This window comes from Burkholderia sp. Bp8992 (assembly GCF_003853705.1).
Classification (GTDB): domain Bacteria; phylum Pseudomonadota; class Gammaproteobacteria; order Burkholderiales; family Burkholderiaceae; genus Burkholderia.
On record NZ_QTQI01000007.1, the window covers coordinates 116,879 to 138,926 of the forward strand.

Annotated in this window: 22 protein-coding genes; 14 read left to right on the forward strand and 8 right to left on the reverse strand. The window is 67.1% G+C overall.

Translation table 11 applies throughout. The annotated features are described in order from the left end of the window. Positions 1 to 25 precede the first annotated feature (25 nt). Positions 26 to 379 carry a DOPA 4,5-dioxygenase family protein gene (locus DIE03_RS13150; RefSeq protein WP_124450858.1) on the reverse strand — a complete coding sequence of 118 codons (354 nt, stop codon included), beginning with the start codon at positions 377 to 379 and terminating at the stop codon, positions 26 to 28. Positions 380 to 472: 93 nt separating this feature from the next. Beyond that, positions 473 to 712, reverse strand: coding sequence for a hypothetical protein (locus tag DIE03_RS13155; RefSeq protein ID WP_124450860.1), 240 nt, complete (start codon positions 710 to 712; stop codon positions 473 to 475). 157 nt (positions 713 to 869) lie between these two features. On the opposite strand from DIE03_RS13155, the gene DIE03_RS13160 reads away from it, so the two are divergent. The 3 genes from DIE03_RS13160 (at position 870) to DIE03_RS13175 (ending at position 2,380) form a co-directional block, all read left to right on the forward strand. Beyond that, a complete protein-coding gene (locus DIE03_RS13160; RefSeq protein ID WP_124450862.1) occupies positions 870 to 1,247 on the forward strand; it encodes a hypothetical protein in 378 nt (125 codons plus the stop codon). Positions 1,248 to 1,470: 223 nt separating this feature from the next. Continuing rightward, complete coding sequence (locus tag DIE03_RS13170) at positions 1,471 to 1,950, forward strand: hypothetical protein (protein ID WP_124450866.1); 480 nt, start codon at positions 1,471 to 1,473, stop codon at positions 1,948 to 1,950. 169 nt (positions 1,951 to 2,119) lie between these two features. Continuing rightward, on the forward strand, positions 2,120 to 2,380 hold the full coding sequence (locus DIE03_RS13175; RefSeq protein WP_124450868.1) for a hypothetical protein: 261 nt from the start codon (positions 2,120 to 2,122) through the stop codon (positions 2,378 to 2,380). A gap of 154 nt (positions 2,381 to 2,534) precedes the next feature. On the opposite strand, the gene hpnH is transcribed toward DIE03_RS13175, so the two are convergent. Continuing rightward, positions 2,535 to 3,695 (reverse strand): adenosyl-hopene transferase HpnH, encoded by a 1,161-nt coding sequence (gene hpnH / locus DIE03_RS13180; protein WP_069749367.1) that lies wholly within the window; start codon positions 3,693 to 3,695, stop codon positions 2,535 to 2,537. A 12-nt stretch (positions 3,696 to 3,707) separates the two neighbouring features. Beyond that, complete coding sequence (ispH, locus tag DIE03_RS13185) at positions 3,708 to 4,649, reverse strand: 4-hydroxy-3-methylbut-2-enyl diphosphate reductase (protein WP_124450870.1); 942 nt, start codon at positions 4,647 to 4,649, stop codon at positions 3,708 to 3,710. Positions 4,650 to 5,050: 401 nt separating this feature from the next. Here ispH and DIE03_RS13195 point away from each other — a divergent pair, with 401 nt between their 5' ends. Further along, a complete protein-coding gene (locus tag DIE03_RS13195; RefSeq protein ID WP_124450874.1) occupies positions 5,051 to 6,238 on the forward strand; it encodes a glycosyltransferase in 1,188 nt (395 codons plus the stop codon). A gap of 112 nt (positions 6,239 to 6,350) precedes the next feature. Here DIE03_RS13195 and DIE03_RS13200 read toward each other — a convergent pair whose 3' ends face one another. Then, positions 6,351 to 7,751, reverse strand: coding sequence for a phage tail protein (locus DIE03_RS13200; protein WP_124450876.1), 1,401 nt, complete (start codon positions 7,749 to 7,751; stop codon positions 6,351 to 6,353). Between the two features lie 108 nt (positions 7,752 to 7,859). Then, the gene (gene hpnA, locus DIE03_RS13205) at positions 7,860 to 8,867 is read right to left on the reverse strand and encodes a hopanoid-associated sugar epimerase (protein WP_011353724.1); all 1,008 of its coding nucleotides are present in this window, start codon (positions 8,865 to 8,867) and stop codon (positions 7,860 to 7,862) included. Between the two features lie 154 nt (positions 8,868 to 9,021). Here hpnA and DIE03_RS13210 point away from each other — a divergent pair, with 154 nt between their 5' ends. The 3 genes from DIE03_RS13210 (at position 9,022) to DIE03_RS13220 (ending at position 11,766) form a co-directional block, all read left to right on the forward strand. Then, positions 9,022 to 9,318, forward strand: a complete 297-nt coding sequence (locus tag DIE03_RS13210; RefSeq protein ID WP_034205906.1) for an acylphosphatase — start codon at positions 9,022 to 9,024, stop codon at positions 9,316 to 9,318. Between the two features lie 16 nt (positions 9,319 to 9,334). Next, complete coding sequence (rarD, locus tag DIE03_RS13215; protein WP_124450878.1) at positions 9,335 to 10,234, forward strand: EamA family transporter RarD; 900 nt, start codon at positions 9,335 to 9,337, stop codon at positions 10,232 to 10,234. A 407-nt stretch (positions 10,235 to 10,641) separates the two neighbouring features. Then, on the forward strand, positions 10,642 to 11,766 hold the full coding sequence (locus tag DIE03_RS13220) for an OpgC domain-containing protein (protein ID WP_124450880.1): 1,125 nt from the start codon (positions 10,642 to 10,644) through the stop codon (positions 11,764 to 11,766). A 46-nt stretch (positions 11,767 to 11,812) separates the two neighbouring features. Here DIE03_RS13220 and DIE03_RS13225 read toward each other — a convergent pair whose 3' ends face one another. Both DIE03_RS13225 and DIE03_RS13230 read right to left on the reverse strand, forming a co-directional pair. Next, complete coding sequence (locus DIE03_RS13225; protein ID WP_124450882.1) at positions 11,813 to 12,019, reverse strand: hypothetical protein; 207 nt, start codon at positions 12,017 to 12,019, stop codon at positions 11,813 to 11,815. Positions 12,020 to 12,138: 119 nt separating this feature from the next. Further along, positions 12,139 to 13,659 carry a peptide MFS transporter gene (locus DIE03_RS13230; RefSeq protein ID WP_124450884.1) on the reverse strand — a complete coding sequence of 507 codons (1,521 nt, stop codon included), beginning with the start codon at positions 13,657 to 13,659 and terminating at the stop codon, positions 12,139 to 12,141. A gap of 498 nt (positions 13,660 to 14,157) precedes the next feature. Here DIE03_RS13230 and DIE03_RS13240 point away from each other — a divergent pair, with 498 nt between their 5' ends. From DIE03_RS13240 to DIE03_RS13270, 7 genes are all read left to right on the forward strand, one after another. Then, complete coding sequence (locus DIE03_RS13240) at positions 14,158 to 14,736, forward strand: cupin domain-containing protein (protein ID WP_124450886.1); 579 nt, start codon at positions 14,158 to 14,160, stop codon at positions 14,734 to 14,736. Between the two features lie 179 nt (positions 14,737 to 14,915). After that, a complete protein-coding gene (locus DIE03_RS13245) occupies positions 14,916 to 16,529 on the forward strand; it encodes a peptide ABC transporter substrate-binding protein (RefSeq protein WP_124450888.1) in 1,614 nt (537 codons plus the stop codon). Between the two features lie 11 nt (positions 16,530 to 16,540). Beyond that, complete coding sequence (locus tag DIE03_RS13250; RefSeq protein WP_124450890.1) at positions 16,541 to 17,479, forward strand: ABC transporter permease subunit; 939 nt, start codon at positions 16,541 to 16,543, stop codon at positions 17,477 to 17,479. Between the two features lie 13 nt (positions 17,480 to 17,492). Then, positions 17,493 to 18,395 (forward strand): ABC transporter permease, encoded by a 903-nt coding sequence (locus DIE03_RS13255; RefSeq protein WP_124450892.1) that lies wholly within the window; start codon positions 17,493 to 17,495, stop codon positions 18,393 to 18,395. A gap of 1 nt (position 18,396) precedes the next feature. Beyond that, positions 18,397 to 19,389: an ABC transporter ATP-binding protein gene (locus DIE03_RS13260; RefSeq protein WP_124450894.1), complete on the forward strand. Its 993-nt coding sequence runs from the start codon at positions 18,397 to 18,399 to the stop codon at positions 19,387 to 19,389. Continuing rightward, positions 19,386 to 20,405 carry an ABC transporter ATP-binding protein gene (locus DIE03_RS13265; protein WP_124450896.1) on the forward strand — a complete coding sequence of 340 codons (1,020 nt, stop codon included), beginning with the start codon at positions 19,386 to 19,388 and terminating at the stop codon, positions 20,403 to 20,405. The genes DIE03_RS13260 and DIE03_RS13265 overlap by 4 nt, the downstream gene beginning before the upstream one ends. A gap of 164 nt (positions 20,406 to 20,569) precedes the next feature. Further along, the gene (locus DIE03_RS13270) at positions 20,570 to 22,030 is read left to right on the forward strand and encodes an OprD family outer membrane porin (protein WP_124450898.1); all 1,461 of its coding nucleotides are present in this window, start codon (positions 20,570 to 20,572) and stop codon (positions 22,028 to 22,030) included. Positions 22,031 to 22,048 lie beyond the last annotated feature (18 nt).

Here is a 22,048-nt window from a genome sequence, read left to right on the forward strand (position 1 = left end):
GGGCAGGTTGCGCCGTGGCCCGCCCTTATCCGGCCAGCGCGTCGAGATTCAGCGTATACGACTTGCCGATCCACACCGCGCAATCGCGATGGTCGCGCAGTTCGTCGTGCGTATTCGGATGCAGGAAGATGTCGAGCGCGCCGTGGTTCAGCACGAGCCACGGCACGATGTCGTCGAAGCGCGCGGCGTCGAACGCGATCTGGTACGACCACGCCGGATGCGGGCCGACGAGCCGTTCGTGAAAGCGCCCGAGTTCGATGACCGCGCCGAACTGCGCGTCGACGACCTGGCGAAACGCCCAGGCCGCGTCGCGGCTCGCCGCATCGAAATAGACGTGCGCGTGCCAACTGTCGATGGCGGTAATGTCGAGGGCAGCCATGGAGAGACTCGATTAAAAATGAAGAATGCGTGAGAGGCCCTGCGAAACGGCCGATGCGTGATTATCGCGCGTCCTTGCATATTGAGTCGCGTCTCAATCCGGCACGCCGATGCGAGTGATTTGTCCTGCATCAGAAGAATCGGCTGATCCGACGAAATCGCTTCGGCGGCATCCGCGTGCGCGATATTGCGCCGAAAGCCTTGTGCGCAGGCGCGCCTGCCGAAATCGCACCGGCAACACGTCATTTCGGAAATTGAAAAAGCGGGGCGAGCGCCCCACCGGATCGCCGGTAAAAATCCGATCAGATCGTTGAATGAAATAAAGAAATTCCATTTCGAAGGGATCCGCGAATGACGCAACTCGAACGCCGAATGCGCGGCTGAAAATAACAATTGCGGATTCGGCTATTCAAGCGGCATACGGCCCGACATACGATGATTTCAACGCATCGACGCTCGATCGATGCGGGGACAACCATCTGGAGGCCATTATGCGATCCCTCGTTCCCGTTGCCGTTCTTTCCTGCGCACTCGCTGCGCTGCCGGCCGTCAGCTTCGCGCAGTCGATCGGCGTCGCCGACGCCCCGAATGCCGCGCCGTTGACCTGGTCGGCGGCGCGTGCCGAAACCGATGCGCAGCTGATGCAGATGACGCGTGCCGGCTACCGCGCGACGACGGCCGGCAACCAGAACTATCCGCTCGCGATGCAGCGTGCGCTCGAGCGTGTGTACAACCCGGTGCCCGACCGGTGGGCCGACGAGAAGGCCGCGATGGAGGCGCGGGCGGCCCGCGACGCGCAGAGCGGCCATCCGGTGAAGGCGTTCTTCGTGAAAACCGCGTACTACCTGAAGGGCGAGAACACGTTTTGAGGCAGGAGACGAACATGGCATGCCCGAACCGATTGCCCGGCGTGTCGCGTGCGTCGGCGATACGCAAGCTGCCGGAGGCGTGCGCGGCACGGCGGCGCGTCGATGTGCACGGCATGCGACGCCGGGCGAATACCCCGCGCGACGCGGGCCGCGGCGCCGCCGTGTGCCGCCGCGCGTGGCCGGGCGCGGCGGGGGATGACGCGTCCGCGAACGAGGTCGCATCATGAAGGCTGCCCGCAAAGGCCGTCGCCATCCGCCGTTGACGCGCGAATGGCTGCTGCCGCTGCCGCCCGCGCATGCACGCGACATCTCGCTGAAATGCCACATGGCGCTGGTCGCGCTGCGCGGCGAGCACGGCAGCGAAACGCTGCTGATGCGGCTGCGCACGAGCGTGTATCTGGTGTTCCTCGCGCTCGACGATGCGGTTTCTCCCGACGCGACCATCGACCTGTGCGTCGACGCGGAGCGCGTGCTGGACGCAAGCGTGGCGCGAGCCGCGCAAAGCGGTGCCTGGATGCTGCACGACGACGAATGTGCGGTGCTCGAACGCGTGCTCGCTGCCAACGACGCATGCGTGGCGACGCTCACGCGGCATCGGCTGGCCGAGCTGTGGCGTCATGTCTGCACGTTCGCTTCCGCCGAACAGCCGGGGATCGTCGCGCAGGCCGCGGAGAAGATGCGGGCGTCGGCCGTTCTGCATTGAATGGCAGGCCGCAGGACGTGTTTCATACGCGTCCGATTCCATCGCGCGGCCGCGCGCCGTCTAATGACTTGACTGGAACCTGGCGTGGCCGGGTGACGAGGATCCATCCTCGCGTTTGCGACGGTCGTGCGTGTCGACGCGAACGCATTCGTTTTAGTCAGGAGGAGCGATGGCGCTATACAGGAGCGGCGGCTACTTCACATGCGGAAGTGGCCGCGCATTCAGCGAGAATCTGCCGCCGGGCAGCAAGGTGACGATCGCGGGCATCTATCGATGCACCGTATGCGGCGACGAAATCGGCATCGCGAAATGGCAGGCATTGCCGTCCGAGGACGCGCATCGGCACGATCTCGATCCGCCGTCCGACCCGCTGCTCGATCCGGGGCCGACCGCGTGGCAACTGATCGCCGCGGCTGAGTCGCGAAGTTAGGCATCTGACGTTCGCCCCCGCGCGCAGGCGCGCAAGCGCTGCCCGTCACACGGCGTCCGTCAAAACAAAAAGCGCCACGGAGCGAACTCCGTGGCGCTTCTTCGATGCGTGGCCGCTGCGAAGGCGCAAACCTCCGCGCGGCGCAACGTGCTGCTTAAGCAGCCGTTGCCGGCTTCGCCGGTTTCTGCAGCTTGCCCTTGCCGGCGCGCTGGATTTCCTCGAGCTTGATCTCGACGTGGCGCGAGAACACGTACTCGGCCGGACGCTGCTTTGCGATCGAGATGTCCGGTGCGAACGGGCCGTCGGTCTTGATGCCCTTGCGGCTCACGCGCAGCGCCTTCAGCGGGTTCGAGATGGTGTCCATCACGGCCGTCGCCTCGAAGCCGCAGTGGACCATGCAGTCCGCGCACTTCTCGTAGTTGCCGACGCCGTAGTTGTCCCACTCCGTCGTTTCCATCAGTTCCTTGAAGGTCTTCACGTAACCTTCGCCGACCAGGTAGCACGGCTTCTGCCAGCCGAACACCGTACGCGCCGGGTTGCCCCACGGCGTGCACTTGTACGTCTGGTTGCCGGCCAGGAAGTCGAGGAACAGCGACGACTGGCTGAACGACCAGCGCTTGCCGCCTTCGCCGCGCTTCAGGATTTCGCGGAACAGGTTCTTCGTCTTGTCGCGGTTCAGGAAGTGCTGCTGATCCGGCGCGCGCTCATAGGCGTAACCCGGCGACACCGTGATGCCGTCGACGCCGATCGGGCCCAGCGTGTCGAAGAACTTCGCGACGCGCTCCGGCACGGCATCGTTGAACAGCGTGCAGTTGATGTTCACGCGGAAGCCGCGGCGCTTCGCTTCCTTGATTGCCGCGACGGCCTTGTCGTACACGCCTTCCTGCGACACCGAGTGATCGTGCGCTTCCTTGTCGCCGTCGAGGTGGACCGACCAGACGAAATACGGGCTCGGCTCGTAGTCGTCCATCTTCTTTTCCATCAGCAGCGCGTTCGTGCACAGGTACACGAATTTCTTGCGCTTCATGATGCCCTTGACGATTTCCGGCATCTCCTTGTGGAGCAGCGGCTCGCCGCCGGCGATCGACACGACGGGCGCGCCGCACTCGTCGACGGCCTGCAGGCATTCCTCGACGGACAGGCGCTGGTTCAGGATCGGATCCGGATAATCGATCTTGCCGCAGCCGTTGCACGCGAGGTTGCAGCGGAACAGCGGCTCGAGCATCAGCGCGAGCGGATAGCGTTTGTTGCCGGACAGGTGCTGGCGCACGATGTAGGCGCCGACACGGACTTGCTGGAGCAGCGGAATAGACAAGGGATGTCCTCCTTAAACTTCGCGGGCGACAGCTTGCGTGAGCTTCGCCGGCAGCTTGAATTCGACTTTTTCTTCACGGCCCGCCATCGTCGCGACATCGACGGGCCCCAGTGCGCGCAGCGCGCCAATTACATCCTCGACCATCTCTTCGGGCGCCGACGCGCCGGCCGTCAGGCCGACCGTCTGCACACCCGTGAACCATTCGGCCTTCACTTCCGAGCCGTCCGCGACGAGATAGCTCGGCACACCGCTTTCGGTGCCGATCTCGCGCAGGCGGTTCGAGTTCGAGCTGTTCGTCGCACCGACGACGAGCAGCACGTCAACCTGTTCGCTCAGCTCGCGCACGGCGGCCTGGCGATTTTGCGTCGCGTAGCAGATGTCGCGCGTGTCCGGGCCGACGATGTCGGTGAACCGGCGCTGCAGCGCTTCGATGATGCCGCGCGTATCGTCGACCGACAGCGTGGTCTGCGTGATGTACGCAACCGGCGTGTCGACGGGCAGCGTCAGCGTATCGACTTCGGCCTCGCTCTGCACGAGGATTACCTCGGCCGGAATCTGGCCGATCGTACCCTCGACTTCCGGGTGGCCCGCGTGGCCGATCAGGATCAGCCGGCGGCCGGCCCCGACATACTGGCGGCCCTGCACGTGCACCTTCGTGACGAGCGGACAGGTCGCATCGAGCACGTCGAGCCCGCGCGTTTCCGCGTCGCGCTCCACCGTCTGGGCGACACCGTGCGCGCTGAAGATCGCGACAGCGCCGTGCGGCACCTCGTCGAGCTCCTCAACGAATCGTGCCCCTTTATTACGCAGATTTTCTACGACGTGCCGGTTATGCACGATTTCATGGCGTACATAAACCGGCGCACCGTGCTGCTGCAGCGCGCGATCGACGATCTCGATCGCACGGACAACCCCCGCACAAAAGCCGCGGGGCTGGGCAAGGATGACTCGCATAGGTGAGCGAACTCCGACGACAGACGCCGGGGTTCGAGAGCTGGCACTCGCTTGCTCGCCCCGGCTTGATGTTATGAAGGCAGGAACGAACCGGCCGGCCAGGCCCCGGAACCCCGAATTAATCGCGCATTTTAACCCTATCGCGCCGTCCGTGCTTCGGTGCTGTGCCGGCACTGTTGCAATTGCGGGAGAGCCGCGTCGGCGCTGGCGCGCGCGGAACCCGGTAAACTGCGCGGTTTCGCGGGCAGCCGCTCCGGCTGCCCGGCGTCGCGCTCATTTCAAGGCCATTCGATGACCGTCGATTCTTACGCGTATTGCCCGGCCGCCCCTGCGGTTTCGGGTGTTTTGTTCCAGACCCCAATTAAGCTCGGGCGAGTCGGCAACCGGCAGGAGGCATGCCGATGATGCTGGTGATAGCTTTCCTGGTGTCCGGCCTGTCGCTGATGATCTGGCTCGTGCTGCTCGTCGCGCGCGGCGGCTTCTGGCGTGCGCAGCCCGCGCGGCCGCTGCCGCCCGAGGCGCGCGGGGCGGCGGCCGAGGCCGGCTGGCCGGCCGTCGTCGCGGTCGTGCCGGCGCGTAACGAAGCCGACGTGATCGCCCGCGCGGCGACTTCGCTGCTCGAGCAGGACTACGCGGGCGAATTTCATCTGATCATCGTCGACGACCACAGCGACGACGGCACCGCCGATGCGGCCCGCGCGGCCGCGCTCGCGATCAACCGCGCCGACCGGCTGACGGTGCTGGGCGCGAAGCCGCTGCCGGCCGGCTGGTCGGGCAAGGTGTGGGCGCAGTCGCAGGGGATCGCCGCGGTGCAGACGCTCGGCCTGCCGGCCGACTACCTGCTGCTGACGGATGCCGACATCGGCCATCCGCCCGACGCCGTCGCGCAGCTGGTCACGCGCGCGCAGGCCGAGAACCGCGATCTCGTGTCGCTGATGGTGCGGCTGCGTTGCGATTCGTTCTGGGAAAAGGCGCTGATCCCGGCGTTCGTGTTCTTCTTCGCGAAGCTGTACCCGTTCTCGTGGATCAACAACCCGCGCAACCGCACGGCCGGCGCCGCCGGCGGCTGCATGCTCGTGAAGCGCACGGCGCTCGAGGAAGCGGGCGGCATCGAGTCGATCCGCGGCGCGCTAATCGACGATTGCAGCCTGGCCGCGCAGATCAAGCATCGCGGCAGCGGCCGCCATCCGATCCGGCTCGACCTCGCCGACCGCAGCGTGTCGCTGCGCCCGTACGACAGCTGGCACGACATCTGGAACATGATCGCGCGCACCGCGTTCACGCAGCTGCACTATTCGCCGCTGCTGCTGGCCGGCACGCTGCTCGGGATGACGATCATCTACCTCGTGCCGCCCGTCGCGGCGCTCGCGTACGGCGCGCGTGCATGGCCGGCCTGGCTCGCGTGGGCGTCGATGTGCGCCGCGTATGCGCCGATGCTGCGCTACTACCGCCGCTCGCCGCTGTGGGCGCCCGCGCTGCCGCTCGTCGCGCTGTTCTACGTGGGCGCGACGTTCGCGTCGGCGTGGCGCTACTGGCGCGGCAAGGGCGGCCAGTGGAAGGCGCGCGTGCAGGCGCCGGTGGATCGCTGAGTCTCGATTGCCCGGGAGGCATGTCTCCCGGCAGCGTGAAAGCAAACAGCCCGAGCGGTGCGAACCGGTCGGGCTGTGTCGTTTTCGGCGGGGCCGCCGACGGTGCGCGTGCTTACCGCTGGGTCAGCATCATGTACATCTGGACCACGACGTCCGGCGAGAACGTGAACGGCACCCAGCCGTAGCCGGTGTGGCGCGCGACCAGCAGGCGGTCGCCGTTCGACTGCTTCTGCACGGCCATCATCGGGTTCTTCGTCGTCACGAAACGCCAGCCGGCCGGGATGCCGGGCGGCGGCTCCGGCTGCATCGACGCGCGTGCGTGCGCGAGCTCCTCGATCAGCTGGCCCAGTTGCTCCGGATGCAGCGTGATCGACTGGCCGTTGACGGTCAGCGTGAGTTCGTTCTGGGACGGGCGCGCGACGTGCAGCGTCGCCTTGTCGGCCGGGGCGGGCGCGGCCTCGACGTCGACCGCGGGTTCGGCTTGCGCCGCCGGGACGATCGCAGTACCGGCTGCAGCCGCAGCGGAAACGTCGGCCGTTTCTGCCTCAAGCGTTGCAACTGCGCTCGCGACCGGTTCAGCCGCCGGCGTATCCGCCGGTGCCGCTTCGACGACTTCGGCCGCAACGGCCGGGGCGGCAACCGCGTGCGTCGCGGCTTCCTTGACGACGGCCTCGACCAGCGCCTCCGCGTCGGCGATGGCCTTCGCGTGGTGCTGCGCGGCCGCTTCGGCCTGCGCGATCGCTTCGGTATGGCGCTGCGTGACGGCCTCGGCTTCGGCGGTCGCCTGCGCGTGACGTTGCGCGGCGGCTTCGGCCTGCGCGATCGCTGCCGCGTGGCGCTGCGTGACGGCTTCGGCCTCGGCGGCCGCTTCGGCGTGACGCTGCGCGGCAGCCTCGGCTTCGGCGATCGCCTGCGCGTGACGCTGCGCGAGTGCTTCGGCCTCGGCGATCGCAGCCGTATGGCGTCGTGCGGCAGCTTCGGCCTCGGTCGTCGCTTCCGCGTGGCGCTTCGCGGCGGCTTCGGCTTCGACCGTCGCGGCCGCATGGCGTTGTGCGGCCGCATCGGCTTCGGTCGCGGCGGCGTGATGACGCTGCGCGGCGGCCTCGGCTTCGGCGATCGCGGCCGCGTGGCGCTGCGACGCGGCTTCGGCATCCGCGTGACGCTGCGCGAGCGCTTCGGTCAGCGCGGTGGCTTCCGCATGGCGCTGCACGGCCGCCTCGGCTTGCGCGGCGGCATCGGTGTGACGTTGGGCGGCAGCTTCGGCGGTGGCGGTCGCGGCGGCGTGGCGTTGCTGCGCGGCTTCGGCGTCGGCAGCAGCGGCCGTGTGGCGCTGCGCGGCAGCCTGCGCCTCGGTTTCCGCGGCGGCGTGACGCTCGGCCGCGGCCTGGGCTTCCGCCGCGGCGGCGCGCGCGAAGGCTTCCGCGCTGCGTGCCGCCTGCTGGGCGGCGTGGTGATCGTGGAGGAGCTGATCGACGCCCGTGGCGAGCGAAGCGATCTGATCGTTCAGGTTCATGCGTGTCTTCTCTGCGTAAGACCCGCGATTTTAACCGCTGCGCCGGTGCCGGTCCGCGCGGGACGTGTAACAAAATGCGCAAAGCGGCGCGAGGCGCGCCGCTTTGTGTTACTTCAGGTAGCCCGCCGAGCCGAACCAGTCGAGCGCATCGCGCAGCCCTTCGCGGTATGGACGCGCACGGTAGCCGAGCTCGCGCTCGGCCTTCGCGGACGTGAAATACATCTTGTTCTTCGACATCCGCAGCCCGTCCACGGTGACGAACGGTTCCTTCTTCGTGAACTTCGCGACCGCTTCGGCGCCGACCGCGAGCGGGTACAGCGGCCAGCGCGGCAGCGCGATCGTCGGCGCCTTGCGGCCCGTCATCTGCGCGATGTCGGCGAGCATCTGCTGCAGCGGCAGGTTCTCGCCGCCGAGGATGTAGCGCTCGCCGATCCGGCCGCGCTCGAGCGCGAGGAAGTGGCCGTGCGCGACGTCGTCGACGTGCACGAGGTTGAGCCCCGTATCGACGAACGCGGGAATCTTGCCGAGCGCGGCTTCGACGATGATGCGGCCGGTCGGCGTCGGCTTCACGTCGCGCGGGCCGATCGGCGTCGACGGATTGACGATCACGGCCGGCAGCCCTTCGTCGGCGATCATCCGCTCGACCGCGCGCTCCGCGAGCACCTTGCTGCGCTTGTACACGCCGATCGCCTGCTCGGCCGTGAGCGGCCGGTTCTCGTCGGACGGGTCGCCGGCGCTTGTCACCTTCAGCGTCGCGACGCTGCTCGTGTAGACGATCCGCTCGACGCCCTCCGCGCGGGCCGCGCGCATCGTCGCGACGGCCCCCTCGAGGTTCGCGCGCTCGATTTCGTCGGGATCGGGCGCCCACAGCCGGTAGTCGGCCGCGACGTGCAGCAGGTAGCGCACGCCGCGCAGCGCGGCGCGCATCGACGCCTCGTCGCGCATGTCGCCGGTGACGATCTCGGCATCGAGATCCGCGACGTTCGTGCGCGGGCTGGTCGGGCGCACGAGCACGCGCACCGCATAGCCTTTCTGCTGCGCAATGCGTGCGACGGCCGAGCCGACGAAACCGGACGCGCCGGTGACGAGAACGAGATCGCGGGAGGTATCAGTCATGCGTTTCCTTCAGGGCCGCGCGCGGGCGGCGCGGCGGTTGGGCATCGGCGAGATTGTACGTGGTCGGCGCGCGCGGCGACGCCTGGCCGGCGCGTGTGCGAAGCGGCCGACGCGACTACAATGCCGGGCTTGAATGCAACGGGAGGGCGACGCGATGAGCCGCAATGAACTGGACGAACGGATCGAGACCTACTACGTGCGGGTGCGCGGCGTCGTGCAGGGCGTCGGTTTCCGTCATGCGACGGTGCGCGAGGCGCATGCGCTGAAACTGCGCGGCTGGGTCGCGAATCTCGAGGACGGCACCGTCGAGGCGATGATCCAGGGCCCCGGCGCGCAGATCGACCGGATGCTCGCATGGCTGCGTCACGGGCCGCCGGCCGCGCGCGTGACCGAGGTGACGTTCGAGGAACGCCAGACCGAAAGACGCTTCGAGCGTTTCCAGCAGCAGTAAGAGGCACACAACAATCATGACGGGGTATCCGGAAGCCGGGCGCGGCCTCATGCTGTCGGTGATGGCGTCGACGCTGTTCGCGCTGATGTCGGCTTACGCGAAACTGCTCGCGCCGCTCACGGGGCTCGACATCTTCGCGTGGCGCGTATTGTGGACCGCGCCGTGCGCATTCGCGCTGATCGCACTGCGCGGCCGCTGGCCGTCGCTCGTCGAGCTCGCGCGGCGCACCGCGCGCGACTGGCGCCTGCTGATCGCGCTTCCGGTGAGCGCGGCGCTGCTCGGCGTGCAGCTGTGGCTGTTCCTGTGGGCGCCGCTGCACGGCCGCATGCTCGAAGTGTCGCTCGGCTATTTCCTGCTGCCGCTGACGATGGTGATCGTCGGCCGCTTCTACTATCACGAACGGCTCGACCCGCTGCAATGGGCGGCGGTCGCGTGCGCCGCGCTCGGCGTCGCGCACGAAGTGTGGGCGACGCGCGCGTTCGCGTGGCCGACACTCGTCGTCGCGCTCGGCTATCCGCCGTATTTCGTGCTGCGCCGGCGGATCAACGCCGATTCGCTGGCCGCGTTCGCGATCGAGATCGCGCTGCTGGGCCCGGTCGCGTTCGCGATGGTCGCGACGAGCACGACTCGCGTCGCAACGCATCCGGTGCTGTGGGCGGTGCTGCTGCCGGGGCTCGGCATCCTCAGCACGCTCGCGCTCGCGAGCTACCTGAAGGCGAGCCGGATGCTGCCGATGGCACTGTTCGGGATCCTCGGCTACGTCGAACCCGTGCTGCTCGTCGCGGTGTCGCTGCTGCTGCTCGGCGAGACGCTGAGCGTCGCGAAGCTCGCGACGTACGGGCCGATCTGGGTCGCCGTCGCGCTCACTGCGTGGCACAGCGCAATGCTGATGCGGCGTCTGCCCGCACGCGGATAAGCGTCGATCGCGATGCCGGGGCCGCACGGAACGTGCCGCGCCTCGCCGATCGATCGACGATCGAACGGGAGTCGTTCGGCGGTCGAATGCGACGATGCTGGCCGCGAACTGGCGTCGCGCTGACGCGAATCTGGCGGCGCCGACCGCCTTGCCCCACAAGGCTCGCGCGTGTAATCGAAGAGAAGATTCGGTTGCACTTTGTTACTTAGGGTCTCCCCTGATCGGCCATTAGACTGGTCTGAACGACTTCCCTTCGTATGCAGCTTTTCAATGAACGGTCATCTCCGTGCCTGGCCAGCCGGGTTGGCGCGATGCGAGCATACGCGCATCGCCGCTGATCGCGCTCGCCTTCTCCTTTCCGATCCCTTCCCCGGTGCGTGCCGCACCGCCGTCGTGCAGGTGCGCTCATGTCGTTGAGCCCGCCGCCTCCCGCCACGGTCCAGCCGCCACGCAGCGGCCGCCTGATCGAAATCGACTTCTTCCGCGGGCTCGTGCTGTTGATGATCGTCGTCGATCACATCGGCGCGAGCGTGCTGTCGCGCGTGACGCTGCACGCGTTCGCGCTGTGCGATGCGGCCGAGGTGTTCGTGTTTCTCGGCGGCTTCGCGACCGCGAGCGCGTACGGCGCGATCGCCGAGCGGCACGGCGCGCGCGCGGCGCAGGCGCGGTTCGTGCGCCGCGCGATGCAGATCTACCGCGCGTTTCTCGCGACGTCGACGCTGATGCTGGTCGTGTCGGCCGTGCTCGACCACTACGGGATCGATGCGCCGAACCTCTCGCTCGACGACGTCAGCGTGATGCTTGCGTCGCCGCTCACGGGCCTGGCCGAATTGCTGACGTTCCAGCGCCAGCCGTATCTCGCGTCGGTGCTGCCGATGTACGTGCTGTTCGCGCTCGCGTCACCGGTGCTCGTGCCGTTCGCACGCCGCCATCCGTGGCTGCTCGTCGCGTTCAGCGTCGCATCGTGGATCGCGGCCGGCTGGCTCGGCCCCGAGCTGCTGGACACCGACGGCTTTCGCTGGAGCTTCAACCCGTTCGCCTGGCAGCTGATGTTCGTCGCCGGCGTGCTGGCGCGCTGCCAGCCGTTTTACCGGCACGTCGCGCTCGGGCGCTGGGGCGCGGCGGCGACCGGGCTCGCGTGCGCGGTCGTGCTCGGTTGCGCGAGCTACAAGCTGTTCTCGGGGTTGCCGCTGCCGGAAGGCGTGTTCAAGCGCGACCTCGCGCTGCCGCGCGTCGTGAGCTTCGCGGCCGTCGCATGGCTGATGGCCGATTGCGTGCGCTTCGGCTGGATCGCGCGGATCGCACAGGGTGTGCGGCCCGTCGTGGCGGTCGGCCAGCGCGGGCTGATCTGCTTCGTGGCAGGCGCGGCGATTTCGCTCGTCATCGATTCGCTGCTGCATCCGGTCGTGCGCAGCGCCGACCTGCGGCAGGTCGGCGTGGGCCTCGTGGCCGACGCGTGCGCGCTCGGGCTGATGATGGCCGTGGCCGGTTCGGGAACGTGGATCGCGCGGTGGCGCAGTGCGGCCGCGTAGGCGGCGCGGGAGGTGGCGCGTGCGGCACGGCATGCGCCGCGCGGCGTCAGTGAGGTGAGTCGATACGGGAGCGGGGCACGACGGTTGCGTCGTCGGGTTCGGTGTCGTCGCGTTCGTCCTGCGCGGGATCGTCGCGTTCCGCGAGTACCGCGTCGGCTTCGGCTGCGGCCCGGGCGGCGCGCATCGCGGTGCAGCGCTGAGCGTGCCGGATGTCCGACAGTATTCTCAGCAGCCGCGTGGTCTTGCTTTTCATGGGTTTCTCCCGCCAGGCGCATCGCGGGAAGCGGATGCGCGTCCTGCAACCAGTGTAGGACGCGTTCGCGTGCCTGGCGGGAGAATGTGGCGTGCAGGCCGCACGCCAAGGGATAGTACTTACTGGATCGCGGCGACGCCCTGCGCCTGCAGCGTTTCTTCGCGACGCTCTTCCACGCAGCGCTGATGCTGGCGCGACAGGCGGTTCATCAGCGGCAGCAGCAGCAGGGCGAGCACCATGCCGATCGCGGCGAGCCAGCCGAGCTTCTCGAACAGCGACAGGTAGAGCGGCAGCGATTCGGTGGCCGGCAGCTCGTGCGACGGCATCTGCGCGAAGTTCGCGACGACGCTGCCCAGATACTGCGACACGCCCGTCGCGACGAAATACGCACCCATCATGAAGCCGCTCATGCGCGCCGGCACATAGCGGGCGATCATCGCGAGGCCGAGGCCGCTCACCAGCAGTTCGCCGAGCGAGTAGAGGCCGTAGCCCCACACCATGAACCACGACGACACGCGGCCGTCCACCGCATAGCGGCCGCTGATCGTGAACACCAGGTAGCCTGCGGCCACCGCACCGAAGCCGAGCGCGTACTTCGCGGCGACCGGCAGGTCGCGGCCGCCCTTCGCGACGGCGTTGTAGATCCACACGAGCACCGGGCTCAGCAGCATGATCCAGATCGGGTTCAGCGCCTGGAACTGCGCGGCGCTCCACGTGAACAGCGTCGTACCGAACAGCATGAAGCGCGGATCGACGTTGCGCAGCGCGAACAGCGTCAGCGACGTCGACATCTGCACGTAGAAGATGAAGAACAGGATCACCTGGCCGATCAGCACGAGTGCCGCGATCAGGCCCGCGCGCTCCGAGCGCTCCGACTTCGCGATCATGTAGGCGAAGATCGCGAGGATCGCGAACGCGGCCGTCCACACGCTGGCCACGGCGAGCTGCTTGTGCTGCAGCACGTACAGCGTGACCAGCGCGAGCCCGACGCCGCCCAGCGCCACCGCGCCGAGGCGCTTCCAGCGGATCGGTTCGTCGTCCGGCTGCGAGCCGACGTGTGCGAGCGTGCGATGCATCAGCATGAAGTTGAGGATCGCGAGCAGCATGCCGCCGCAGCAGACCGCAAACGCGGTGTGCCAGCCCCAGTGATCCTTGATCCACGGCGTCGCGAGCATCGACACCGTCGAGCCGATGTTGACCGCCATGTAGTAGATCGTGAACGCGCTGTCGATGCGCGCGTCGTCGCCTTCGTAGATGCGGCGCACGAGGTTCGCCGCGTTGGCCTTGAACAGGCCGTTGCCGACGACGATCACGCCGAGCGACGCATACATGTACGCCAGGTGGTCGTTCGGTACCGCGAGCATCAGGTAGCCGGCGCACAGCACGGACGCGCCGATGATCATCGTGCGACGGGCGCCGAGCACCTTGTCGCCGATCCAGCCGCCGATCGACGGTGCCGCATAGACGAGCGCGGTGAACGCACCCCAGGTCAGGTTCGCATGGCTGTCGGTGAAACCGAGCCGGTCGACCATGAAGAGGACCAGGAGCGCGGCCATGCCGTAATAGCCGAAGCGCTCCCACATTTCGATGAGGAAGACCGTCGTGAACGATCGGGTTTGTGAAACAGGTGAATGCATCATCAATCTCGGTTGAAACGGACGGCACGGATCGCGCGTCGTCTTGGGGGTCGAACTGGCGCCGGAGCACTGTGGCCGGGTAGGCTTTGCGTCGGCGATGGAGCAGTCGGGCGGTTAGCCCGGGCCGGGGTGGGACGCCGCGCCGGAAGGCGGGGCGCGACCCCGACCGGCGCGCGAATGGTAACGTTTGCCGGTCCGGTGCGTCGGGTCCGCGCCACTTAGGGAAACTCCCGATATGGCAGCAGCTTTCAGGAACATTCGTCTCATCATTTATTTGTAAGCTTCGCGCCCGTTCTCCGCAGATTCCCGGAGAGCCGCTTGCAGCTTGCCTGTGAAGCCTGCGAGTCTGGCAAGATAGCGCGTCGTTTCGCTCGCTTCGGGCCCTGTTTAGTGCACCGGGCTCAATGCCGAAGGCGTGTGCGAACCCGAAGATTAAGCTATCTCCAATTAACTTAGTTACTTTCCATCAAACATTTTTTGACGACCACTTTTCGGCCTGCTATGGTTCCCCCCACTGAAAACTCGCGATCGGCAGACGCTGTCGCACTTGGCAGCAAGATTCGCGCGTTGCGCCAACGTCTGAAGCGCACGCTCGACGACACCGCTACCGCCGCCGGGATTTCGAAGCCGTTTCTGTCTCAAGTCGAGCGCGGGCTCGCGTCGCCGTCACTGACGTCGCTGGCAGGTATTGCGCACGCGCTCGGTGTGACGGTGCAGTACTTCGTGGATACGCCGAGCGAGGAACGCTCGGTCTGCCGAGGCGATCAGCTGCGCTTCTTCGGGTTTGCCGATTCGGCGAACCTGTTCGCAAGGCTGACGAACGTGTCCGAAGGGCGCCAGCTGGAGGCGATCCTCGTGAGGATGCCGCCGGGGCAGAAGCGGTCCGAGGTGACGACACATGCAGGAGAGGAATTCCTGTATGTGATTGAAGGGGAAGTGTCGCTGACGCTGGAAGGCAAGACGTTCGTCCTGCAGGCCGGCGACAGTTCGCATTATCAGTCGACGGTGCCGCACAGTTGGGTCAACACCGCGAAAGTCGAGTCGGTGGTGGTCTGGGTAGGTACACCTAGGCTGTTCTAACGCACAGGTATTCCTTCGTTTCCAAGACGGGATGCCTGTCGAAAGAAACGTAAGGAATACTAAAATGCTACACGAGAATCACGGGCCTCCTCAATCGCTGCACCCGTCAGCGTCTCACGCGTAAGCCGCGGCATCCGCCGCGCGACGCTCACCGAACAAACCTTCTCAAGACTGCCACGATGAAATCCTTGCATGCCATGTCGGCCGTGCTGGCCGCGCTCGCCCTGACGACGCCTGTTGCCCACGCCGTTACCGTCCCGTCGAACGTCGCGCTCGCTCCCCAACAGGACCTGACGCGACAGGTGCCCGCCGAAATCGAGTCGCTCGACCCCGCGCACATCGAATCGTGGACCGGCAACACGATCGGCCTCGACCTGTTCGAAGGGCTGGCCCGCATCGATGCGGCCGGCCAGGTCGTGCCGGGCGTCGCGCTGTCGTGGGAGCGCAAGACGCCGCAAACATGGATCTTCAAGCTTCGCCATGACGCGAAGTGGAGCAACGGCCAGCCGGTGACGGCCGCCGATTTCGTATATTCGTGGCAGCGCCTCGTCGATCCGAAGACGGGCTCGAAGTACACGATCCTCGTCGAGTTCGTGAAGAACTCGAAGGACATCATCGCGGGCAAGGCCGCGCCGTCGACGCTCGGCGTGCGCGCCGTCGATCCGTACACGCTGGAAGTGACGACCGACGTGCCGGTCGCATTCTTCCCGGAACTGACGGCCATGGTGCCGCTCGCGCCGGTGAACAAGGACACGGTGACGAAGCTCGGCGACGCATGGACGCGCCCGGGCAACATCGTCAGCAACGGCGCATACCAGCTCGTCGACTGGCAGCCGAACAACCGCATCGTGATCTCGAAGGATGCGAAGTACTGGAACGCGCCGAAGGTCGTGATCAACAAGGTCACGTACCTGCCGATCGAGAGCGACGAGACGGCGTTGCGCATGTACCAGGCCGGCCAGATCGACTACAGCTACTCGATCCCGTCGGGGATCTTCCAGCAGGTCAGCAAGCAGTTCGGCGGCGAACTGCGCCAGGGCCTGCAGCTCGCGACCTATTACTACTACCTGAACAACAGCGATCCGGCACTGAAGGACAAGCGCGTGCGCCAGGCGCTGTCGATGGTGCTCGATCGCGACGTGCTGACGCAACGGCTCACGCAGGCCGGCGAGAAGCCGATGTACGGCCTGATGCCGAACGGCACGAAGGGCGTGCAGCCGTTCACGCCGGATTGGGCGTCGTGGCCGATGGCCAAGCGCGTCGAGACCGCGAAGAACCTGCTGAAGCAGGCCGGCTACTCGGATGCGAAGCCGCTGTCGTTCACGCTGACGTACAACACCAACGACCTGCACAAGAAGGTCGCGCTGTTCGCCGCGTCGGAATGGCGCACCAAGCTCGGCATCAATACGAAGCTCGAGAACGTCGAGTTCAAGGTGCTGATGAAGGAGCGTCATGACGGCAAGGTGCAGATCGCCCGTGACGGCTGGTTCGCCGACTACAACGACGCGATGACGTTCTTCGACCTGCTGCGCTGCGGCAGCGCGCAGAACACCGTCGGCTACTGCAACAAGCAGGCCGACGCGCTCGTCGACGAAGGCAACCAGAAGCTCGACGACAAGGCACGCGCCGCGCTGCTCACGCAGGCGCACGACCTGGCGCTGAGCGACACGCCGATGGTGCCGCTGTTCCAGTACTCGGCCGATCGTCTCGTGAAGCCCTATGTGGGCGGCTACTCCCTGAAGAACGTGATCGACATGCGTGCTTCGCAGGACATGTACCTGATCAAGCACTGAGCGGAGCGATCATGCTGGCCTACGCATTGAGGCGCACGTTGTGGGCGGTGCCGACGATCCTCGCGGTCGTCACCGTCTGCTACCTGCTGCTGCACTTCACGCCCGGCGGTCCGTTCGATACGGAAAAGCAGTTGTCCGCCGCGACGCTCGCGAACCTGAACGCGAAGTACCACCTCGACCAGCCGCTGTGGAAGCAGTACCTGATGTACCTCGATTCGCTGCTGCATGGCGATCTCGGTCCGTCGTTCCGCTACGTCGACTGGTCGGTGAACGACCTCGTGAAGAAGGCGCTGCCCGTGAGCCTCGGCGTGGGCGGCGTGTCGATCCCGATCTCGATCGGGCTCGGCGTGCTGCTCGGCACCGTCGCGGCGGTGCGCCGCGACAGCTTCATCGACCGCGTCGTGATGCTGATCGGCAACGTCGGCAACGTCGTGCCGCCGTTCGTGCTCGGCCCCGTGCTCGTGTGGATCTTCGCGATCCTGCTGAAGACGTCGGCCGGCAACGGCTGGCTGCCGGCAGGCGGCTGGGGCGACGGCGGCTGGCAGTACCGGCTGCTGCCGATCGTGCTGCTGACCTTCATCAACATGTCGCTGCTCGCGCGCGTGATGCGCGGCTCGATGATCGAGACGCTGTCGAGCAACTACATCCGCACCGCGCGCGCCAAGGGCCTGCCGGGCTCGACGATCGTGCTGCGCCATGCGCTCAAGCCCGCGCTGATGCCGGTCGTGTCGCTGTTCGGCACGGTCTGCATCTCGTCGATCACGGCGGCCGTCGTCACCGAGTCGGTGTTCGCGCTGCCGGGCCTCGGGCAGCTCGTCGTGAACGGCGCCATCAACCGCGACTACACGCTGGTGCTCGGCCTCGTCGTCCTGACTACCGTCTGCGCCGTGCTGTTCAACCTGCTGGTCGACCTCGCGTATGCGTGGCTCGATCCGCGCATCCGTTATTGAGCGAGGCACCGCGATGACTCCGACTACTCCCGTCGTCGGCCTGCCCGTGCAGACCGATTCGCCGCCCCGTTCGCGCTCGCCGCTCGCGCTCGCGATGGCGCGCTTCCTTCACAACCGCGCGGCCGTGTTCAGCCTCGTGCTGCTGGCGCTGGTCACGCTCGCCTGCTTCGTCGGCCCGTGGCTGCTTGCGGCCGATCCCGCCGCGAGCGACTGGGGCGCGATCAGCCTGCCGCCGACCTGGGCGAACCAGCACTGGTTCGGCACCGACGAGCTTGGCCGCGACCTGCTCGTGCGCACGCTGATCGGCGGTCGCGTGTCGATCGAGGTCGGCGTGCTCGGCACGCTCGTGTCCGGCCTGTTCGGCGTCGCGTGGGGCGCGACCGCGGGCTTCGCGGGCGGCCGCGTCGACTCCGTGATGATGCGCGTCGTCGACATGATGTACGCGATCCCGTACCTGCTGATCGCGATCCTGATGATGACCCTGTTCGGCCGCTCGTTCATGCTGGTCGTGCTGACCATCAGCGCGTTCTCGTGGATCGACATGGCGCGCGTCGTGCGCGGCCAGACGCTGTCGCTGCGCAACCGCGAGTTCGTCGATGCGGCGCGTGCGATCGGCGTGACGCCGGCCACGATCGTGCGGCGCCATGTCGTGCCGAACCTGCTCGGCGTGGTCGTCGTGTACGCGACGGTCTCGGTGCCGGGCATCGTGCTGACCGAATCGGTGCTGTCGTTCCTCGGCCTCGGCGTGCAGGAGCCGATGACGAGCTGGGGCGTGCTGATCCAGGACGGCGCGCAGAAACTGGAATCGATGCCGTGGCTGCTGCTGGCCCCGGCCGTGATGCTTTGCGTGACGCTTTACTGCGTGAATTTCGTCGGCGACGGCCTGCGGGATGCGCTTGACCCGAAGGATCGTTGAGATGGCTGCACTACTCGAAGTAGAAAATCTCGGCGTGCGCTTCACGCGCAAGGATGCACCGCCGATCGACGCCGTGAGCGGCGTGTCGTTCTCGCTCGAAGCCGGCAAGACGCTCGGCATCGTCGGCGAATCGGGTTCGGGCAAGAGCCAGACCGTGATGGCGCTGCTCGGCCTGCTGGCCGGCAACGGCACGACGACCGGCGCCGCGCGCTATCGCGGCGACAACCTGCTCGACATGGACACGCGCGCGCTGAACGCGGTGCGCGGCGACCGGATCGCGATGATCTTCCAGGATCCGATGACGTCGCTCAATCCGTTCCTGACGATCGAGCGGCAGATGACCGAGACGCTGCAACTGCATCGCAAGCTGTCGCGCAAGGAAGCGACGAAGCGCGCGATCGAGGCGCTCGAATCGGTGCGCATTCCCGATGCGGCGCGGCGCATCCGCATGTATCCGCACGAGTTCTCGGGCGGCATGCGCCAGCGCGTGATGATCGCGATGGCGCTGCTGTCCGAGCCGGAAATCCTGATCGCCGACGAGCCGACCACCGCGCTCGACGTGACCGTGCAGGCGCAGATCATCGACCTGCTGCGCGAACTGAACCGCGAGCGCGGCACCGCGATCGTGCTGATCACGCACGACATGGGCGTGGTCGCCGGCCTCGCGGACGACGTGATGGTCATGTACTCGGGGCGCACCGTCGAATACGCGCCGGCCGAATCGATCTTCGCGGCGCCGTCGCATCCGTACACGATCGGCCTGCTCAATGCGCTGCCGCGCCTGACCGACGCCGACGACGCGCCGCTCGTCGCGATTCCCGGCAATCCGCCGATGCCCGGCACCGCGCCGGCCGGCTGCGCGTTCGCGAAGCGCTGCACGTATGCGGAAGAACGCTGCGGTACGGCACGCCCCGCGCTCGAAACCTATGGCGCCGTGGGCGCGGTGCGCGCATGCCACCGCCCGGTGGCCGATCTGACGGGAGGTCTGCGATGAGCGTCAATGAACGCCGCGATGCCGGCGCGACGGACGACACGCTGCTGTCCGTCGACAATCTGAAGGTGCATTTCCGCGTGCCGCTCGGCGGCTATCCGTGGTCGCCGAAGGGCACGCTGCGCGCGGTCGACGGTGTCTCGTTCGACGTGAAGCGCGGCGAGACGGTCGGGCTCGTCGGCGAATCGGGCTGCGGGAAGTCGACGCTTGCGCACGCGCTGATCGGCCTCGTGCCGATGACGGCCGGCTCGGTGAAATGGCGCGGCGAAGCCGTCGCGCCCGATCACCTGCGCGGCAACGCGATGCGGCGCGAAGTGCAGATGATCTTCCAGGATCCGCTCGCGTCGCTCGACCCGCGCATGACGATCGAACAGGTCGTGGCCGAGCCGATCGTCACGCACCAGGCGGGCCTCGGCCGTACCGAAGTGCGCCGCCGCGTGGTCACGATGCTCGAACGCGTCGGCCTGAACGCGCATCACCTGCTGCGTTATCCCCATGAATTTTCCGGCGGGCAGTGCCAGCGCGTCGGTATCGCACGTGCACTGATCGGCGAGCCGAAGCTCGTGATCTGCGACGAACCGGTGTCGGCGCTCGACGTGTCGATCCAGGCGCAGATCGTGAACCTGCTGCGCGACCTGCAGCGCGACCTGTCGTTGTCCTATCTGTTCGTTGCACACGATCTCGCCGTGGTGAAGGCGATCAGCCAGCGTGTGCTCGTAATGTATCTCGGCCGCGTGATGGAGTTCGGCACGCGGCATGACGTGTACGGCGTGCCGCAGCACCCGTACACGAAGGCGCTGCTCGATGCGGCGCCGACGCCGGAGCCGGCGCGCGAGCGTGCTCGCCGTCCGATGCTGCTGGCGGGCGAGATGCCCTCGCCGCTCAACCCGCCGTCCGGCTGCGCGTTCCGCACGCGCTGCCCGGTCGCGATCGACGCGTGCGCGCAGGACGTGCCGCTGCCGGAAGTGCGGCAGGGGTCGGCTGCACGTGTCGCGTGTATCCGCGCGGGCGCGGCGTGATGTGAAGTAACTCGGCAAATAAAACCAGGCAGGTCAACAGGGGCAGTGGCGGCGCGAATGATCTTCGCGTCGCGGGTACAGGCGCGTCCTTAGCCGGGCGTGCCGGGGGGCCGGGAGCGGATCGCGACCGGCGTGGACGGATATCAAACAAGACGAGAATGACGATGAAAAAACAGAAGACGATCGGGACGGCATCGAAGATGCTGCTTGCATGGGGACTGCCGGCACTCGCCGGCGTCTCACTGACGGGCGTGGCGCACGCCGACGACGCGGCACCCGCGCCGCTGACGGTCGCGCAGGCCGCACCGGCCGCGACCGTTGCGCAGGCATCGACCCCGAACGCCATCATCAACGCCGAAGCGAACCAGGCCGTCACGCCGCCGGACGAGCCGTCGGCGCAGTCGAAGTCGAACGGCTTCATTGCCGACAGCCATCTCAACTTCCTGTTCCGCAACTACTCGGACGTGCTCGACAGCAAGGGCGGGCCGCATCGCCACGCGTGGGTCCAGGGCGCGATGGCGAACTTCGAGTCGGGCTTTACGACGGGCCTGATCGGCATCGGCTTCGACGCATCGCTGTATGCGGCACTGAAGCTCGACGGCGGCCAGGGTGCCGGCAGCATGGTGCACATCGCGAAGGGCGGCGGCGGCGGCAACCAGCTCGCGTGGGCATACCCCGGCATCTACGACATCAAGGCGCGGATCTCGAACACGGTGGTCAAGTACGGTCTGCAGGCCGTCGACAACCCGTTCATGGAGCAGCACGACAACCGTGCGCTGCCGCCGACGTTCCTCGGTGCGACGATCGTCAGCAATGAATTCAAGAACGTGATGCTCGAGGCCGGCAGCTTCACGAAGACCGACGCGCGCGGTCACACGACGCTCACCAACCTGACGACGCAGTACGGCGGCACGCGCATCGATCGCCTGACGTATGTCGGCGGCACGTGGGACTACTCGCCGAACGGCGAAGTCGCGCTGTACGCGAACCAGGCCGACGACGTGTGGCACCAGTACTACGCGTCGGTGAAGCACAGCATCGGCAGCCCGCAGACGATCAAGTGGACCGGCTTCGGCAACGTCTACTCGACGCACGACACGGGCGACGCGCGGCAGGGCAAGATCGACAACAACGCCTACAGCCTGTCGGTGGCCGCACAGCACGGCCCGCACGAGCTGCTGCTCGGCTTCCAGCAGGTGCTCGGCGACCAGTTCTTCGACTACCTGAACGAAACGAACGGCATCTTCCTGACCAACTCGATGGACGTCGACTACAACGCGCCGCACGAAAAGTCGCTGCAGCTGCGTTACACGTTCTACGGCAAGGAAGCGGGCCTGCCGGGCTTCAAGGCGATGGTCTGGGGCGTGACGGGCTGGGGTGCGGACGGCAGCGCGGGCGCGGCCAACGACCCGAGCAAGTCGAGCATCTACTGGGCCAACGGCGCGCCGGTGCAGGGCCGTCACCACGAGTTCGGCTTCATCCCGTCGTACACGTTCCAGAGCGGCAAGCTGAAGGACACGAAGGTCACGTTCATCGCGATGTGGCACAACGGTTCGGCTCACTACTCGGACGCGACGAACCGCGAGTACCGCCTGGTCGTGAACCTGCCGCTGCACGCGTTCTGAACGAAGGGGGACACCGGT

Bases quoted from the DNA above. Each gene is read 5' to 3' on its own strand.
- DIE03_RS13225 (WP_124450882.1), bottom strand. From the start codon at position 12,019: ATGAAAAGCAAGACCACGCGGCTGCTGAGAATACTGTCGGACATCCGG.
- DIE03_RS13200 (WP_124450876.1), bottom strand. From the start codon at position 7,751: ATGAACCTGAACGATCAGATCGCTTCGCTCGCCACGGGCGTCGATCAG.
- hpnA (WP_011353724.1), bottom strand. From the start codon at position 8,867: ATGACTGATACCTCCCGCGATCTCGTTCTCGTCACCGGCGCGTCCGGT.
- DIE03_RS13230 (WP_124450884.1), bottom strand. From the start codon at position 13,659: ATGATGCATTCACCTGTTTCACAAACCCGATCGTTCACGACGGTCTTC.
- DIE03_RS13250 (WP_124450890.1), top strand. From the start codon at position 16,541: ATGCTGGCCTACGCATTGAGGCGCACGTTGTGGGCGGTGCCGACGATC.
- DIE03_RS13210 (WP_034205906.1), top strand. From the start codon at position 9,022: ATGAGCCGCAATGAACTGGACGAACGGATCGAGACCTACTACGTGCGG.
- DIE03_RS13195 (WP_124450874.1), top strand. From the start codon at position 5,051: ATGATGCTGGTGATAGCTTTCCTGGTGTCCGGCCTGTCGCTGATGATC.
- DIE03_RS13150 (WP_124450858.1), bottom strand. From the start codon at position 379: ATGGCTGCCCTCGACATTACCGCCATCGACAGTTGGCACGCGCACGTC.
- DIE03_RS13270 (WP_124450898.1), top strand. From the start codon at position 20,570: ATGAAAAAACAGAAGACGATCGGGACGGCATCGAAGATGCTGCTTGCA.
- DIE03_RS13170 (WP_124450866.1), top strand. From the start codon at position 1,471: ATGAAGGCTGCCCGCAAAGGCCGTCGCCATCCGCCGTTGACGCGCGAA.
- DIE03_RS13240 (WP_124450886.1), top strand. From the start codon at position 14,158: ATGGTTCCCCCCACTGAAAACTCGCGATCGGCAGACGCTGTCGCACTT.
- ispH (WP_124450870.1), bottom strand. From the start codon at position 4,649: ATGCGAGTCATCCTTGCCCAGCCCCGCGGCTTTTGTGCGGGGGTTGTC.
- DIE03_RS13155 (WP_124450860.1), bottom strand. From the start codon at position 712: ATGGAATTTCTTTATTTCATTCAACGATCTGATCGGATTTTTACCGGC.
- DIE03_RS13255 (WP_124450892.1), top strand. From the start codon at position 17,493: ATGACTCCGACTACTCCCGTCGTCGGCCTGCCCGTGCAGACCGATTCG.
- DIE03_RS13175 (WP_124450868.1), top strand. From the start codon at position 2,120: ATGGCGCTATACAGGAGCGGCGGCTACTTCACATGCGGAAGTGGCCGC.
- DIE03_RS13260 (WP_124450894.1), top strand. From the start codon at position 18,397: ATGGCTGCACTACTCGAAGTAGAAAATCTCGGCGTGCGCTTCACGCGC.
- DIE03_RS13245 (WP_124450888.1), top strand. From the start codon at position 14,916: ATGAAATCCTTGCATGCCATGTCGGCCGTGCTGGCCGCGCTCGCCCTG.
- rarD (WP_124450878.1), top strand. From the start codon at position 9,335: ATGACGGGGTATCCGGAAGCCGGGCGCGGCCTCATGCTGTCGGTGATG.
- DIE03_RS13160 (WP_124450862.1), top strand. From the start codon at position 870: ATGCGATCCCTCGTTCCCGTTGCCGTTCTTTCCTGCGCACTCGCTGCG.
- DIE03_RS13265 (WP_124450896.1), top strand. From the start codon at position 19,386: ATGAGCGTCAATGAACGCCGCGATGCCGGCGCGACGGACGACACGCTG.
- DIE03_RS13220 (WP_124450880.1), top strand. From the start codon at position 10,642: ATGTCGTTGAGCCCGCCGCCTCCCGCCACGGTCCAGCCGCCACGCAGC.